The organism is Rhodococcus erythropolis NBRC 15567, from assembly GCF_001552595.1.
In the GTDB taxonomy this organism is placed as follows: domain Bacteria; phylum Actinomycetota; class Actinomycetes; order Mycobacteriales; family Mycobacteriaceae; genus Rhodococcus_F; species Rhodococcus_F erythropolis.
Genome location: NZ_BCRM01000008.1, coordinates 197493 through 212212, shown reverse-complemented (window position 1 = coordinate 212212; position 14720 = coordinate 197493). Strand labels below are relative to the sequence as shown.

General features: G+C 60.5%; 16 protein-coding genes. 8 read left to right on the top strand and 8 right to left on the bottom strand.

Annotation, left to right across the window (positions count from 1 at the left end):
• Window positions 1–70: 70 nt before the first annotated feature.
• Complete coding sequence (rsmG, locus tag RE4_RS13865; protein WP_019746204.1) at window positions 71–751, bottom strand: 16S rRNA (guanine(527)-N(7))-methyltransferase RsmG; 681 nt, start codon at window positions 749–751, stop codon at window positions 71–73.
• 713 nt (window positions 752–1464) lie between these two features.
• Between rsmG and RE4_RS13860 the strand changes: the two genes are divergently transcribed.
• On the top strand, window positions 1465–1764 hold the full coding sequence (locus RE4_RS13860; RefSeq protein ID WP_097386589.1) for a hypothetical protein: 300 nt from the start codon (window positions 1465–1467) through the stop codon (window positions 1762–1764).
• A 138-nt stretch (window positions 1765–1902) separates the two neighbouring features.
• Here RE4_RS13860 and RE4_RS13855 read toward each other — a convergent pair whose 3' ends face one another.
• The 7 genes from RE4_RS13855 to rpmH form a co-directional block, all read right to left on the bottom strand.
• Window positions 1903–2388, bottom strand: a complete 486-nt coding sequence (locus tag RE4_RS13855; RefSeq protein ID WP_060938752.1) for a DUF6301 family protein — start codon at window positions 2386–2388, stop codon at window positions 1903–1905.
• Between the two features lie 257 nt (window positions 2389–2645).
• The gene (locus RE4_RS13850) at window positions 2646–2972 is read right to left on the bottom strand and encodes a hypothetical protein (protein WP_020971491.1); all 327 of its coding nucleotides are present in this window, start codon (window positions 2970–2972) and stop codon (window positions 2646–2648) included.
• A 121-nt stretch (window positions 2973–3093) separates the two neighbouring features.
• Window positions 3094–3657: a Jag family protein gene (locus RE4_RS13845; protein WP_003942504.1), complete on the bottom strand. Its 564-nt coding sequence runs from the start codon at window positions 3655–3657 to the stop codon at window positions 3094–3096.
• Between the two features lie 20 nt (window positions 3658–3677).
• The gene (yidC, locus tag RE4_RS13840) at window positions 3678–4784 is read right to left on the bottom strand and encodes a membrane protein insertase YidC (RefSeq protein WP_019746208.1); all 1107 of its coding nucleotides are present in this window, start codon (window positions 4782–4784) and stop codon (window positions 3678–3680) included.
• Window positions 4785–4788: 4 nt separating this feature from the next.
• Window positions 4789–5169, bottom strand: coding sequence for a membrane protein insertion efficiency factor YidD (gene yidD / locus RE4_RS30710; RefSeq protein WP_007729147.1), 381 nt, complete (start codon window positions 5167–5169; stop codon window positions 4789–4791).
• A complete protein-coding gene (gene rnpA / locus RE4_RS13835; protein ID WP_060938751.1) occupies window positions 5166–5546 on the bottom strand; it encodes a ribonuclease P protein component in 381 nt (126 codons plus the stop codon). The genes yidD and rnpA overlap by 4 nt, the downstream gene beginning before the upstream one ends.
• A gap of 26 nt (window positions 5547–5572) precedes the next feature.
• Complete coding sequence (gene rpmH, locus RE4_RS13830; RefSeq protein WP_003942540.1) at window positions 5573–5716, bottom strand: 50S ribosomal protein L34; 144 nt, start codon at window positions 5714–5716, stop codon at window positions 5573–5575.
• A 780-nt stretch (window positions 5717–6496) separates the two neighbouring features.
• Between rpmH and dnaA the strand changes: the two genes are divergently transcribed.
• From dnaA to RE4_RS13795, 7 genes are all read left to right on the top strand, one after another.
• Window positions 6497–8059 (top strand): chromosomal replication initiator protein DnaA, encoded by a 1563-nt coding sequence (gene dnaA / locus RE4_RS13825; RefSeq protein WP_003942491.1) that lies wholly within the window; start codon window positions 6497–6499, stop codon window positions 8057–8059.
• 584 nt (window positions 8060–8643) lie between these two features.
• Window positions 8644–9828, top strand: coding sequence for a DNA polymerase III subunit beta (gene dnaN / locus RE4_RS13820; RefSeq protein WP_007729165.1), 1185 nt, complete (start codon window positions 8644–8646; stop codon window positions 9826–9828).
• Between the two features lie 44 nt (window positions 9829–9872).
• Window positions 9873–10781: a phosphogluconate dehydrogenase (NAD(+)-dependent, decarboxylating) gene (gnd, locus tag RE4_RS13815; RefSeq protein WP_019746211.1), complete on the top strand. Its 909-nt coding sequence runs from the start codon at window positions 9873–9875 to the stop codon at window positions 10779–10781.
• Window positions 10782–12011 carry a DNA replication/repair protein RecF gene (gene recF, locus RE4_RS13810; RefSeq protein ID WP_060938750.1) on the top strand — a complete coding sequence of 410 codons (1230 nt, stop codon included), beginning with the start codon at window positions 10782–10784 and terminating at the stop codon, window positions 12009–12011.
• Window positions 12004–12549 carry a DUF721 family protein gene (locus RE4_RS13805; protein ID WP_003942471.1) on the top strand — a complete coding sequence of 182 codons (546 nt, stop codon included), beginning with the start codon at window positions 12004–12006 and terminating at the stop codon, window positions 12547–12549. Before recF ends, RE4_RS13805 begins: the two co-directional genes overlap by 8 nt.
• Before the next feature lie 124 nt (window positions 12550–12673).
• Window positions 12674–13585 carry a metal-dependent hydrolase gene (locus RE4_RS13800; RefSeq protein ID WP_007729174.1) on the top strand — a complete coding sequence of 304 codons (912 nt, stop codon included), beginning with the start codon at window positions 12674–12676 and terminating at the stop codon, window positions 13583–13585.
• On the top strand, window positions 13585–14706 hold the full coding sequence (locus RE4_RS13795) for a PDR/VanB family oxidoreductase (protein WP_024487650.1): 1122 nt from the start codon (window positions 13585–13587) through the stop codon (window positions 14704–14706). Before RE4_RS13800 ends, RE4_RS13795 begins: the two co-directional genes overlap by 1 nt.
• Window positions 14707–14720: the final 14 nt, after the last annotated feature.

The following is a 14720-nucleotide window of genomic DNA, read 5'->3' as shown; positions in this document are numbered from 1 at the left end:
TCGATTGGGAATCGATCACTAGGTGCTCTCATCATCTGTACATTGCTCTCGATTGCATGCGTGTAAATCATCAACGCTGGCGACGCTTCGGGAGACGTTCGGCCTTCACCACCACGGTGGGGGTGCGGAGAATCTTGGCTCCACATTCGAGTATTTCCAACTTACCTGCGCCCAATTTGGTGAGCGCCGTACGGTCCCGCTCGATCTCCTCGGCGGCGCTCGAACCTTTGAGTGCCAACATCCGGCCGTGCTCGTGAATGAGTGGGAGGGACCAACGTGCGAGCTTCTCCAGAGGCGCCACGGCCCGCGAAGTGACCACGTCCGCACCGCCCGCTTCCTTCACAACACCCGATTCCTCGGCTCGGCCTCGGACAACCAATACGTCCAATCCGTTGGACTCGATGAACTCCGCGAGGTACACAGAGCGTCGAAGCAACGGTTCGACGAGAGTCACCTTCAAGTCCGGGCGGGCGATCGCGAGAGGGATTCCGGGTAGGCCGGCACCGCTTCCTACGTCCACAACCGACTCACCTTCGGCGATCAGTTCACCGATCACTGCGCAATTGAGAAGGTGACGCTCCCACAGTCGGGGAACCTCACGGGGACCAATCAGCCCGCGCTCGACACCATCCGTTGCCAGGGATTGGTAGTACCGTTCCGCGATCTCATATCTGTCACCGAACACTGCGCGCGCAGTCTCTTGTTCGTCCCAGTCAACCGACGCCGCACCATTCTGTTCCACGTGAAACATCCTCCCGCGTAAACCGCGAAATCAACAATCAAGACCGAAATCATTATCCGCTCCGAAGCCGACATGTGTTCGCTTCTGCACACCGACTCGCTGTGAGTCTGCCGACTCGTTCATTCTTTGGGAAGTATTCCGCCCAAAATTCAAGTGGGGGAGGGGAGGGGTTCACGTTCCACGTGAAACATTGCGCTGATAATTCTCCGAGTTCTGACCCGTTTCACGTGAAACATAGCCGGGCGATCGAACGCAGATAGGAGGTCGATTATCAATATCATCACAGTGACGAAACTGCCGTAGGTAGTTACATGGATGGAATTCGGGCCCAAAATGGGCAATTTTTTACGAAAAGTGGTTGTAGAGAATTGCTGCCGTCGGACAGCCGAACGGACTCGGTCGGTCTGACGCAATCTGTTGTTCGACGCGGATGAGCTTCGAGTCCAAGTCCCGGACAGCATCGTTATCTCACCGCCGGTTGTTGCGAGCCATACATCCGGCGGCTTGACACTCCTGTTGCGGGACACCGGAGACTTGGCATCACAAACCGCGAATCCAAGGAGCTTCGCATCACAGGATGCGCATGGCGAGTTCGCCTTCGATGTGGATACCGGTGTCGGCGGGAAGATCAAAGTCGAGCAGGGGACCTGCCCGATGCGCAGGATGAATTCCTGCGCCTGGACTCGAAAGCGCTGCACGCTGTGCGCGATTAAGATCCGCGCTTGGTGCAGGAGTTGTTGGACGGCAAGGACTACGACTACCTGTTGGTGCATACCGAACCCGGAACCAACAAGATCACCGCTCACGAGTTCGATCCGGGCACCGCCAAGCCATTCCACCTCAAACAGCCCGGACCCGCTCTCGTGCCGACACCAGCAGCAGGTGTGGGCGCGACGCCGATCGCGCACACCCCGCGAGTCAACCGAACTCAATGCGGTCCCGTGATTACCCCGACGCGGTCCGCAGTCTATGAACCGGAGCCCGTGAAGATGAGGTCGATTCCGGTTTGCTTGGCAAAGTAGTCGCCGCCGATCTCACCCCGAAGCCTGCATCATCGACTTTGCGTGGCGACGAAGCCCATTCGATGTGAGTGGTCCGATTCGTGTGAGGAGTGCGCAAACCTGTTCCCACACCGGATGCGATCTCGCCGACCTCGATCGCTAGTCCTCGTCCTCCGGTTCGGGCTCATCCATCCATGCCTGATACTTCGGACTCTTCAGAGCGAGGTGGATTGCACTGAAACCCCGGTGCAGTGTGATGACCGCTTTCGGCAGATCCCACCGGATAGTTGCCTCAGGTCCGGGTTCGGCGCTCGTGGCTGTCCCCAGGAGTGCGGTAAATGCCACATCGAGGTTCGTGAACCCCTCGACCAGCAACGGGCGAACTTCTGCCTTGGGAATACCTAGATCTGCCAGGTCCGAGACGAAGATTGAGATGTAGTGCATCGAACGGTTCCGCCTGAACATGTTCGCCTTCGGCCGGCAGACATGAAGGTTCGTTCGTATCGAGCCGCCACCTTGCCTGAGTTCGACGAGTTCCCATCCAGCTTGTGCGCAGAAGGGTTCGAGGTCGTCGACGGCCCAGGTCCAGTCGAATTCTGCGGCGAGGCGGGCGATCCGGGTGGCGCCTTCGATGTCGACGTGCATGTGTGGATGCTAATTCCTTGTTGATCGTTGTTGATGACGCCCCAATCCGGGGGCCGTCGAAGTGAGGGCTGGCGGGTTGTCGGTCATCGGATGCCAGCGCCGAAGGTGACGACCTTGCCAGCAGGCCTGACGACATCAGGTCGGTGATCCATTGTGGCGGCAATCTGGGGCGGAGTTCGAGGGCTCGGGGCAACAACCATCGATCCGGTTTCACGTGAAACGAAGGCCGACTATTCCTCCTGGGGGAGGGGAGGGGCTCACATGTAGTACGGCATGTTGTCGATCGAATATCCGAACATGCACAGTGCACCCCCGACGAACAAGAAGGCAATCGCGAAGCTGAGCATGACCGGTCTCCCGGATCGCCATGCCAGTGCAAGTGGAATGAATACGACGGCGACTACTCCCAGCGGCAACAACCAGCAGAGCCAATACTTCAGACCGCCCGGCGGAAAGGACTGGACTTCCATTTTCTGCTGTAGTTCGAAGACCACGGGCCAATAGCTCAGGCCGCACACGAGCATCCCTATCAAGGCCCCAAGGGTCATCAATCCGAGAGGGAATCCGGAGCGCTCGTTGGACATGTCGACAACGATAGGCACCTGACCTTCACCGTGCTGCCGGATTCGGTTTCACGTGAAACACCTCTCGGACACAAAAGCGGGCCCCGGAAAATCCGGGGCCCGCATTCGATCAGGGGGAGTGTCAGTCCTTGAGGACAACGACTCGGCGAGACGGTTCAGCGCCTTCGCTCTCGCTGGAAACACCGGCGACCTTGGCGACGGCGTCGTGCACGATCTTGCGTTCGAACGGCGTCATCGGAGCAAGCTCTTCGCGTTCGCCGGTCTCGAGAACACGCTGTGCAGCTTCCGCACCGAGAGCACTGAGTGCCTCGCGCCGGCCTGCACGCCACCCGGCGATGTCGAGCATCAAGCGGCTGCGCTCTCCGGTCGACTGCTGAACAGCCAGACGAGTCAGCTCCTGGAGAGCATCCAGAACCTCACCCTTGCGTCCCACAAGCTTGGTCAGGTCGTCGCCGCCGTCGATGCTGACGATCGCCCGATCGCCCTCGACGTCAAGGTCGATGTCTCCGTCGAAATCGAGCACGTCGAGCAACTGCTCGAGGTAGTCGCCGGCGATCTCGCCCTCTTCGATCAAATCGTCATCGGAATCGTCGATGTCTACATCCACATCGGTAACCGGCGCAGTGGTCTCGGTGCTCACGTCTGCGTTCTCTCCATCCACAACGATGTCAGCTTCACTGGACATTGGTCGTTCTCTTTCCTGGATCAGCGCCGTTTATTGCGCTTGGGGGAGTTGCCGCGGTTGCTCTGTGGCCGGTTCTGTTTCGGTTTCGACGTAGAACCACCACTGGAACCCGAGGGCTTCGGCTGAGGCTTCTTGAGCGAAACTTCCGGGGCGTCACCGTCGTCGTCGGCTGAATCCGCGGTCTTCAGCGCAGCCGGGGATCCCTTCTTCTTACCGGGATCGGGACGGGCACCGGGCTTGGGCGCATTGTCGTTGCGGCGAGTGATCGCTTCCTGCTTCTTCGCTTCTTCTTCGGCATCGATCTTGCGGAAGACGAGGTGCTGCTGACCGTAGGTCCAGATGTTGTTCGACACCCAGTACAGGAGGATCGCGATCGGAAGGAACGGTCCACCGACCAGAACACCGAGCGGGAAGACGTACAGCGCGAGCTTGTTCATGATCGCGGACTGCGGGTTCGCGGCAGCTGCTTCGCTCTGACGGGCAACGGAAGCGCGTGAGTTGAAGTGGGTCGCGATGCTGGCGATGATCATCAACGGAGCGGCCACGAGAATGATGTTCAGGCGTGACGGAAGCTCGGGAACGTTCTCGGTGACATAAGCCTGAAGCTGCGCAACCGGCGTCGTGATCGCGGCCGAGATGGGCGCGCCGAACAGACGAGCATCCAGGAACGACTGGACGTCAGTGGCCGAGAAGACGTAGTTCGGGGTGTTGAGGTTGTCCTCGGCGCTCATGCCCAGCTGGCCCATGCCGGTGCCGGTGCGGTTGAACGAGCGCAGGACGTGGAACAGACCGATGAACACCGGAGCCTGAGCCAAGACCGGGAGACAGCCCATGATCGGGTTGAATCCGTGCTCCTTCTGGAGCTTCTGCATCTCGACGGCCTGGCGCTGACGGTCGCCCGAATACTTCTTCTGCAATGCCTTGATCTGCGGCTGCAGTTCCTGCATCTGGCGGGTCGTGCGGACCTGCTTCACGAACGGCTTGTACAGAACCGCACGCAAGGTGAACACCAGGAACACCACGGAGAGCGCCCAGGCTATTCCGTTGTCCGGGCCGAGAATGAACCCGAAGACCTTGTGCCAGACCCACAGAATCGCGGATACCGGATAGTAAATGAAATTGAGCACGGCTCTAAGTACTCCTCTGTTCGTCCGTCGGACTGTGACACGCTGCGCGTGCTTCCGGACAGCTATGGCGGCTACCCGCATCACGGTCACGACGGGCAGGGACAGGGTCCCACCCTCCAGAATGCCAGGGGGCACACTTCGCCAACCGCACCACAGTCAAGAAAAGGCCTTTGATCGCCCCGTGAGTGCGCAGCGCTTCGACCGCGTATTCACTGCAGGTGGGGGTGAACCGGCAGGTCGGCATCCTCAAGGGCGACACATACGTCCGGTACAACTCGATACAGAAGATGAGAACAGTGGCGGGAGCGCGACGCACAGCCTTCAACACCGTGATGACACGGGAGGCTCTGGGAGTCTCGATCTGCTCAGAGAGCGGAGTACTCATGGCTCTTCACTTACCGACACCAATAGGTTCATTTTGGTCAGGCCCCCAAGCAACTGCTTGGCCAGTTCGGCTGAACTGGCGGTAGCTGCGCCCGGAAGTGCGCGGATAACCACGTCCGTCTCCGGCGAAACCTGCCCGACGAAATCTGCACAGATATGACGAAGCCGGCGTGCGACTCGATGTCGAATCACCGCCGGCCCGACAGCCTTGCTCACGATCAGCCCGAAACGGGGACCGTGATTTGTTACTACCAGCGCCTCTACTTGCTCGCGATCGAACGCGTGCACGACAAGGTCGCGTCTTCCCATACGACGCCCGCGTCGCACCGCCACGGAGAAATCCGCGTGGCGACGCAACCGAGACGGCTCAGGCAACACCCCGAGCTCCTGAACTCGAAATCAGATCAGGCGGTGAGGGAATCGCGGCCCTTACGGCGACGCGCCGAAACGATTGCACGACCCGCACGGGTACGCATACGAAGACGGAAGCCGTGAACACGCGCGCGGCGGCGATTATTCGGCTGGAACGTCCGCTTGCCCTTGGCCACGGTCAACACTCCTCGAAGTTCATTGACGCCTCCCGGCGTCATTCAGTGATCGACGCCTTACGGCGCCTTTGGATCCAACAGGTACAGAACAATCAACTTCACTCGTTGTGGCTTGGAAGACCGATCCGACCTGACATATGTAGCCAGCACGAAGCGATCACCACCAGCGGGTGACCGTTCGAGGTTACTTACCACCGTTGCCAAGGTCAAACCAGCCCGATTCGGAGCCCTCCCGCGGCAACCACGGCGACACGCCGATACTTCCATAATTCCGCAGATTCCATTCGCGGTGTGCATACGGCCGTGACCTCGAGCGCGGCAGCAAGTGTGACCTTGGCAACAGTTCCGCTACGGACTGCAGGTGACCCGAAGGCAACCCGGACAGTTCCACCGGCGCATGCTCTCGACAAGGCCTCATCAGCACATACGGGCACGAGCGCCGGACGCGACCCCGAATCCCGAGTTTCCACATTCATCCACAGGGCTGTGAGTGTTGACGCATCCCCGACACCAAGTGGCGAACGCCTCGAGTTCCGACAAAGTTGCAGGTAGATCAATTTCTCGATCACTTTGACGAATTTGGTTGACGAAAAAACCGACTCAGTGCAGGTTTGTCCACATCTGTGGATAATTGTGTGGAAACACAGCCCAGGTGGCATATTCGTAGCCTGTTACGGGGTTCTCACCCCTGGTGGTAATCCACCGAATCATTCGACGCCGCAGCCATACGCTCGGCAGCTGCAGCACACCCACTGTCGGCGAAACACGGGAAGGAACCACGTGAACGACGATCCCAACGCGCTCGCACGGGTCTGGGTCGACGTGGTTGCAGAACTCACGAGTGATGACCCCGGAAGTAATCTTCCGGCTTTGAGCAGCAAGCAGAAGGCATTTGTCCGTCTGGTGAGGCCTCTCACACTTGCTCAGGGTTTTGCACTCCTCTCGGTTCCATCGCCATTTGCTCAAGAGACGATCGAGCGCGATCTACGCGAGCCGATCCTGCAGGCACTCGGACGCCACCTCGGCGGCCAGGTCGAGGGACTCGGTGTCCGCATCGCACTCGAAGACGATGCCGACGCACCCGCCGAACCGGTCGAGGAGCGCACGGGCAGCCGTCAGTTCGAGTCGGTCAACTCATCGGGCGCATACCGTCGGCGCAGATTCACCGAAGGCGACGGAGAACCTTCGGACTCCGAGACTGCCGAGACCGAAGAAGTCGACGACGACCGCGAAGCACTCGCGAGCGTTCACGAATCGTGGCCGTCGTACTTCACGAAGCCGCCCGCTACTCCTTCTGCTTCTGGGTCCGGCGCGAACAGTCTCAACGCGAAGTACACCTTCGACACTTTTGTGATCGGATCGTCCAACCGATTCGCTCATGCCGCTGCCGTCGCGATCGCGGAGGCGCCGGCGCGTGCGTACAACCCCTTGTTCATCTGGGGAGCTTCGGGCCTGGGCAAGACGCACCTTCTTCACGCCGCCGGCCACTACGCACAGCGACTGTTCCCCGGCATGCGGGTCAAGTACGTCTCGACCGAAGAATTCACCAACGACTTCATCAACAGTCTTCGTGACGACCGCAAGGTCGCGTTCAAGCGTCGATACCGGGAAACGGACGTCCTGCTGGTCGACGACATCCAGTTCATCGAAGGCAAGGAAGGTATCCAGGAGGAGTTCTTCCATACCTTCAACACCTTGCACAACGCGAACAAGCAGATCGTCGTCTCCTCGGACCGTCCGCCCAAGCAGTTGGCAACCCTCGAGGAGCGTCTGCGGACGCGCTTCGAATGGGGCCTGATCACCGACGTTCAGCCGCCTGAGCTCGAGACGCGTATCGCGATTCTGAGCAAGAAGGCGAGGATGGATCGCCTCGAGGTCCCGCACGACGTCCTCGAGTTGATCGCCAGCCGTATCGAGCGCAACATTCGTGAACTCGAGGGCGCGTTGATCCGCGTCACCGCTTTTGCCTCGCTCAACCGCCAGCCGTTGGATCTGACGTTGGCCGAGGTGGTCCTGCGCGATCTGATGCCCGATTCGTCGAGCCTCGAGATCAACGCGGCGACGATCATGGCGGTGACGGCCGAATACTTCAACATGTCGATCGACGACCTGTGTGGGCCGGGTAAGGCCCGGCCACTCGCTCAGGCCCGCCAGATCTCGATGTATTTGTGCCGTGAGCTCACTGATTTGTCATTGCCGAAGATCGGTCAGACGTTCGGCCGTGACCACACGACGGTCATGTACGCCGACAAGAAGATCCGTAAGGAAATGACGGAACGCCGCAAGGTGTACGACCAGGTTCAGGAGTTGACCGCAAGGATCAAGCAGCGCTCCAAGCGCTGACCTGCACTTATTTCGATCGATGCCGCTCGAGGCAGAGGTTCCCTCGAGCGGCATCGGTGTATTCGAAGGGTTCCACGTGCGGTCCCCTCGAGGGCGGTTGTCCACCTCGAGGGACGACACGCCGGAGTCGGACACGCCGATAAGAACAAACTCTTCGTTTCTTGTGAAAAGTATTCACATCTGTGGATAACTGTGTTGATAACTCCGAAAGTCTGTGGAGTTCTCGAGGAGGAATCCGAAAACTTTCAGAGAGTGCACAGAGGGGGTCGATTGGTCCTCGAGTCTGTCCTCGAGAAGTGCACAGGCCCTCGAGGGTACCTACCAGCGTCGACAACCGTTGCTCCACAGATTGCACAGGACTTATTACTACTACTGAGAATTTCCTAGGAAAAGCTCTTTGAAAATAGTTCTGGGGACAACTCCTGTTGAGAACCTCGCCTCAGGCTGCGCTCGTCCCGGCTTCGGCTTTCCACTTGCGCCCTCGAGGGCATACGGTGGGCATCGCTTGGTCTGTGTCAGACTTCAAGTGAGCTGATGCAGATCCGCAGCAGACGAACATGCCTACCGAGAGGAATAACCCGGCGATGGAGCTTGGAAGCCTGAAGTTTCGCGTTTCCCGGGAAGAGTTCGCTGATTCAGTAGCGTGGGTTGCTCGTAGCCTGCCCTCGAGGCCGCCTGTGCCGGTTCTCGGCGGAGTTCTTCTCGACGCAACCGAAGCCGGCCTCACCGTTTCCGGGTTCGACTACGAGGTATCTGCGCAGGTCCGCGTCTCGGCAGATGTCACAACTGCAGGTCAGGCACTCGTCTCCGGACGCCTCCTTGCCGATATCACCAAGTCGCTTCCCAACAAGCCGGTCGATGTGACCCTCGAGGGCACTCGCGTGCTCATCTCGTGCGGAAGCGCCAAGTTCTCCCTGCCCACGATGCCGGTCGAGGACTACCCCCAGCTTCCGACGCTTCCGCAGCAGTCCGGGTCCATTCCCGTCGACCTGTTCTCCGAAGCCATCAGCCAGGTAGCCGTTGCAGCGGGCAAGGACGACACCCTTCCCATGCTCACGGGTATCCGTGTCGAGATCGAACAGAATTCGATCGTCCTCGCCGCTACCGACCGCTTCCGTCTCGCCGTTCGTGAACTCGAGTGGACTCCGGCAAACCCTGACGTCCAGGCTGCTGTTCTCATCCCGGCCAAGACTCTGTCCGAGTCCGCGAAAACGCTTGCCGGCAATGCAAATTCGCCGGTCGAGTTGGCTCTCGGTTCCGGTACAACCATCGGAAACGACGGACTCCTCGGCATCGTCAACGACGGACGCCGCACCACGACGCGCCTCCTCGACGCCGAGTTCCCGAAGTTCCGTCAGTTGCTGCCTGCTCAGCACACCGCGATGGCAACGGTCGAGGTCACGCCTCTCATCGAGGCCATCAAGCGTGTAGCACTCGTCGCCGAGCGTGGCGCACAGGTTCGCATGCAGTTCTCCGCTGACGGTCTGCTCCTCTCTGCGGGTGGCGACGACGCCGGCCGCGCAGAAGAGACACTCAACGCGTCGTTCCAGGGCGAAGCACTCACCATTGCGTTCAACCCCGGTTACCTGATCGACGGGTTGAACTCGCTTCACAGCGAAAACGTTCTGTTCGGCTTCACCACTCCCAGCCGTCCGGCTGTTCTTCGCCCCGCGGCCGAGGAAGAGCCCACGGCAGACGAGTCCGGTAACTTCGCTGCGCCCTCGAGCGAGTACACGTACCTGCTGATGCCGGTTCGCCTCCCGGGCTGAGTGGTACCCCGCACTTCAGTTCGCGCCTGACCAGGGAGAACAGTATGAAGATCGGACTCGTAGGTCTCGGCAAGATGGGTTTCAACATGCGTGAGCGCTTGCGCGCGCATGGCCTCGAGGTGATCGGATACGACCCTCGACCGGAAGTCACCGATGTCGGGTCACTTGCCGAACTCGCTGCTTCCCTCGAGGGACCTCGAGTCGTCTGGGTGATGGTTCCGGCCGGTGAAATCACCCAGAGCACCATTGCCGAGCTGGCTGATGCCCTCGAGGGTGGCGATCTGGTCATCGACGGTGGGAACTCGCGTTACACCGACGATGCTGTCCATGCCGAGCTTCTGGGCGCCCGTGGGATCGGTTTCCTCGACTGCGGTGTCTCCGGTGGCATCTGGGGCCGTGAGAACGGCTACGGCCTGATGGTGGGCGGATCCGAGCCCGACGTGGCGAAGGCAATGCCGATCTTCGACGCCCTTCGCCCCGACGGCGACGCTGCAGACGGCTTTGTCCACGCCGGTCCCGTCGGTGCTGGTCATTACGCGAAGATGGTGCACAACGGCATCGAATACGGCCTGATGCAGGCGTATGCCGAGGGGTACGAGCTCCTCGAGGCGGAAAGCCTGATCGCGGACGTACCGGGCGTGCTCCGAGCTTGGTCGAAGGGAACCGTCGTACGTTCGTGGTTGCTCGATCTGCTTGTCGACGCCCTCGAGGAGGATCCGGAGCTTGCGCAGATCACGGGCTATACCGAGGATTCCGGTGAGGGCCGCTGGACGGTAGAGGAAGCCATCAAGCACGCTGTCCCCGCTCCCGTCATCTCCGCTGCTCTGTTCGCGAGATTTGCTTCACGACAGGATGATTCACCGGCCATGAAGGCGGTGTCGGCCTTGCGTAATCAGTTCGGTGGTCACGCGGTCAAGAGCGCTTCGCCCAAGAATTCGGCTTCTGGAAGCTAAGTGTTCGTTCGTAGATTTTCGCTGCGGGACTTCCGATCCTGGGATTCGCTGACGCTGGACCTCACGCCGGGAACAACTGTCTTCCTCGGTTCGAACGGGCACGGTAAAACCAACGTCCTCGAGTCACTGGGGTATCTGTCCACGCTGTCGTCTCATCGAGTGTCCACGGATGCACCGATGATCCGCAGCGGTTCCGCCAGTGCTTTTGCCGGTGCAACCGTGGTCAACAACGGGCGCGAACTGACCATCGACGTCGAACTGATCGAGGGAAAGTCCAACCGCGCCAGGATAAATCAGTCGCCGACACGTCGTCCGCGTGAAGTGTTGGGGATTCTTCAGTCGGTGATGTTCGCGCCGGAAGATCTGTCGTTGGTTCGCGGTGATCCTGGTGATCGTCGGCGCTATCTCGACGAGTTGTTGACGTCCCGGATACCCCGAATGGCTGCCGTCCGTGCGGATTACGACAAAGTGCTGCGTCAGCGCTCAGCCCTACTCAAAACTGCGGGTGCGGCTTTGCGTCGCGGTTCTCGTGGTGGCGAGTCCGACAACGTCCTCTCAACCCTCGAGGTGTGGGACGGGCATCTGGCCGCTCACGGCGCACAATTGTTGGCCGGGCGCCTCGAGTTGGTCCATGATCTGGCACCCCACCTGGCGGAGTCGTATCGTTCCATCGCACCCGAATCCCGGCCGGCGTCGATTCGATACAAGAGTAGCCTGGGTTCGTCGTTGGATCCCGAATTCACCGATCCTGCAAGGATTTCCGGTATCGACGACGTTGCATACCTCGAGGAGAGATTCCATCTCGAGTTGGCACAGATGAGGTCGAAGGAAATCGATCGCGGAGTGTGTCTGGTCGGTCCGCATCGGGACGACCTGGAGCTGGTTCTCGGCGACAGTCCGGCGAAAGGTTTTGCCAGTCATGGTGAATCGTGGTCATTCGCGCTTTCGCTGAGACTGGCAGGTTTTGCACTGTTGCGTGCGGACGGCAGCGACCCGGTCCTGATGCTCGACGACGTATTCGCGGAATTGGACCGTCGTCGGCGTCGTGCGCTCGCCACCGTTGCGGTTACCGCAGAACAGGTGCTGATCACGGCCGCCGTTCCCGAGGACGTACCGGACGAACTCGAGGCGGCCAAGTTCGGCGTCGAAGCCTCCGATACCGGAGACGGTCGGATATCCCGGATAGTGCCCGTAGGCTCGACGGATCAGGAGGTCGAGTTCGATGACTGAAGACAGCAGCGCGGCCCCGGAGCCCGAGCTCAAGGGGATCGATCTGGCGCGCCGTGCCCTCGAGGAGGCACGCGCGACAGCCAAAGCCAACGGCAAGGCCGTCGGGCAGGGGCGCTCGTCGCCCAAATACGGAAGTGGCCGCCCGCGTCGACGCAGCGGTTGGTCCGGCCCCGGCCCGGATGCGCGGGACCCTCAGCCGTTCGGCGCTCTCACCAGCGCTATCTCCAAATCGCGTGGGTGGTCCCCCAAGGTGTCCGAGGGCACGGTCCTCGGTCGGTGGCCGCAGGTCGTCGGTGAAGACATCTCCGCGCACGCCGAGCCGATCTCTCTGAAAGAAGGTGTTCTCAGCATCTCCGCCGAGTCGACGGCGTGGGCTACCCAGTTGCGCATGATGCAGTCCCAGATTCTGGCCAAGATCGCTGCTGCGGTCGGTGACGGCGTCGTGAAGACACTGCGCATCACCGGTCCGAGTGCGCCTAGCTGGCGCAAGGGTGAAAGGCATGTGAAAGGCCGCGGACCTCGCGATACGTACGGCTGAGGAAAACTCAACCAGGACCTGGTTCTACCTATTACTTCGTGTTACAGTTAAAACTCGCTAGTGAGTGAACTGTGTCACAAGGCTGTCGTTCCCTACCGATCGGCAGGCATGAAGGAGTAGCTAGATGTCGCAGAAGATATCGACACCCGCTTCGTCGTTCGCCGAGCCGGATCACATCCTGTTGCAGGCTCGCAATGTCGAGTTCGACTGGTCCGATCTGCCCATGCACTGGATTCCGGGCGATCCGTTCAGCACACACGTTCTCAACGTGCTTCACCTCCTCCTCCCAGCCGGTGAGGAGTGGTTTGTCGAGACCTTCAAGGAAGCTCTTCCTCTGATCGAGGACGAGAAACTCCGTGAAGACGTCGTCGGATTCATCGGCCAAGAGGCGATGCACTCCAACGCGCACTCGGGTGTCCTCGTCCATCTGAAGGAAAACGGCCTGGATCCGACGCCGTACACCCAGCAGATGGAGTGGGCATTCTCGAAACTGCTCGGACCGCGCCCGATGACGGGTCTGCGCGCCGAGAATCACCTGGTGGAGCGCTTGGCGATCATCGCGGCCATCGAACACATCACTGCTTTCCTCGGCGACTGGGTGCTCAACGCCAAGGGGCTCGACAAAGCCGGCATGCACCCGACCATGCTTGATCTTCTTCGCTGGCACGGCGCCGAAGAAGTCGAACACCGCGCCGTCGCGTACGACGTGATGCGCTACTTCGACAAGCGTGAGACCCGCCGGATCCGTACCCAGATCCTCGTCACGCCCGCAATCGTGTGGCTGTGGATTCGTGGAACTCGGTTCTTGATGCGCAACGATCCCGAGCTTGCCGCTCAGGCTCCCAGCCGTCGACGGCCCCACCTGTCCGATTTCATCGCGGCCGGAAAGCGTGGCACAGTTCCCACGTCGTTCGAGCTGGTCAAGCGGATGTCGACGTACTTCAGCAAGTCCTATCACCCCAGTAACGAGGGCTCGACCGCCCAGGCGGTGCAGTACCTGGCGTCGTCACCCGCAGCTCAGGCGGCTGCACGGTGATTTCACTCTCGAGGGTCAAGGACGTCATCTCCGGGCACGACGGGTTGCCGCGTTTTCCGGCGCCACCCGATTTGTCCGGAAAGAACCGTCCCGACCGTGCCATGCGCATCACGGAGTTATTGGCGGACAAGTACCTTCGGGTGTTGACGGCCTACGACTACAACCCCGAGATCGCTGGCCACAACCCCGACACGGCCATGAACATGGTGGTCAGTACGCGTGAGGTGGTGGCGACCGACGAGAACGTCGTTCGCCTGCGTTTCGAATCCGCCGACGGTTCACCGATTCCGCCGTGGCATCCGGGTTCGCACCTGGACTTCCATCTACCTTCGGGTCTGCGGCGTCAGTATTCGCTGTGCGGCGACCCTGCCGATCGCACGGGATACAGCGTCGCGGTTCGTCGGATCCCCGACGGCGGTGGCGGTTCCATCGAGATGCACGCTCTCCAGCCGGGTGAGCACGTCACGGTACGCGGCCCTCGCAACGGATTTCCCTTTGTGGGTGAAGGCAGTGCGCTGTTTGTTGCCGGCGGTATCGGTATCACGCCGATCATCGCAATGGTCCGTGCGGCAAGAGAATTGGGAATGGACTGGTACTTCGTGTACTCGGGCCGCTCTCGTGAATCCATGCCGTTCCTCGACGAGATCGCGAGCTGGGAACCCGAGCGTGTCTTCGTGCGCCCGGACGACGAGTTCGGATTGCCCACCACCGCAGACCTTCTCGGACGAGCGCCGGTCGGCGGCGCCGTGTACTGCTGCGGCCCGACGCCGATGCTCGACGCCGTCCGCCGCGGATTCCGCGATACACCCTCCACTGCTTTGCATTTCGAGCGGTTCGGGGCTCCGCCGGTGATCGACGGCAAGGAATTCGAAGTGCAGCTGGTCAATTCGGGTCAGGTGCTCACCGTGCCCGCCGACGAGTCCGCGCTCGACGTTATCAAGAAGACATTGCCCGGTGTCGGGTACTCGTGTCAGCAGGGTTTCTGCGGAACCTGTCGTGTGAAGGTACTCGCGGGCAAGCCCGATCACCGCGAAAGGCGTCTGACCGACACCGAACAGGAAACGGAGATGCTCATCTGCGTATCCCGTTCCGACGGTGGACGTCTCGTTCTCGATCTCTAGATATTTCCCGACTC

Coding starts and splice junctions, on each gene's coding strand:
- RE4_RS13850 (WP_020971491.1), bottom strand. CDS start 2,972: ATGTCCAACGAGCGCTCCGGATTCCCTCTCGGATTGATGACCCTTGGG.
- RE4_RS13800 (WP_007729174.1), top strand. CDS start 12,674: ATGTCGCAGAAGATATCGACACCCGCTTCGTCGTTCGCCGAGCCGGAT.
- RE4_RS13855 (WP_060938752.1), bottom strand. CDS start 2,388: ATGCACGTCGACATCGAAGGCGCCACCCGGATCGCCCGCCTCGCCGCA.
- RE4_RS13805 (WP_003942471.1), top strand. CDS start 12,004: ATGACTGAAGACAGCAGCGCGGCCCCGGAGCCCGAGCTCAAGGGGATC.
- rsmG (WP_019746204.1), bottom strand. CDS start 751: ATGTTTCACGTGGAACAGAATGGTGCGGCGTCGGTTGACTGGGACGAA.
- dnaN (WP_007729165.1), top strand. CDS start 8,644: ATGGAGCTTGGAAGCCTGAAGTTTCGCGTTTCCCGGGAAGAGTTCGCT.
- RE4_RS13845 (WP_003942504.1), bottom strand. CDS start 3,657: ATGTCCAGTGAAGCTGACATCGTTGTGGATGGAGAGAACGCAGACGTG.
- yidD (WP_007729147.1), bottom strand. CDS start 5,169: ATGAGTACTCCGCTCTCTGAGCAGATCGAGACTCCCAGAGCCTCCCGT.
- gnd (WP_019746211.1), top strand. CDS start 9,873: ATGAAGATCGGACTCGTAGGTCTCGGCAAGATGGGTTTCAACATGCGT.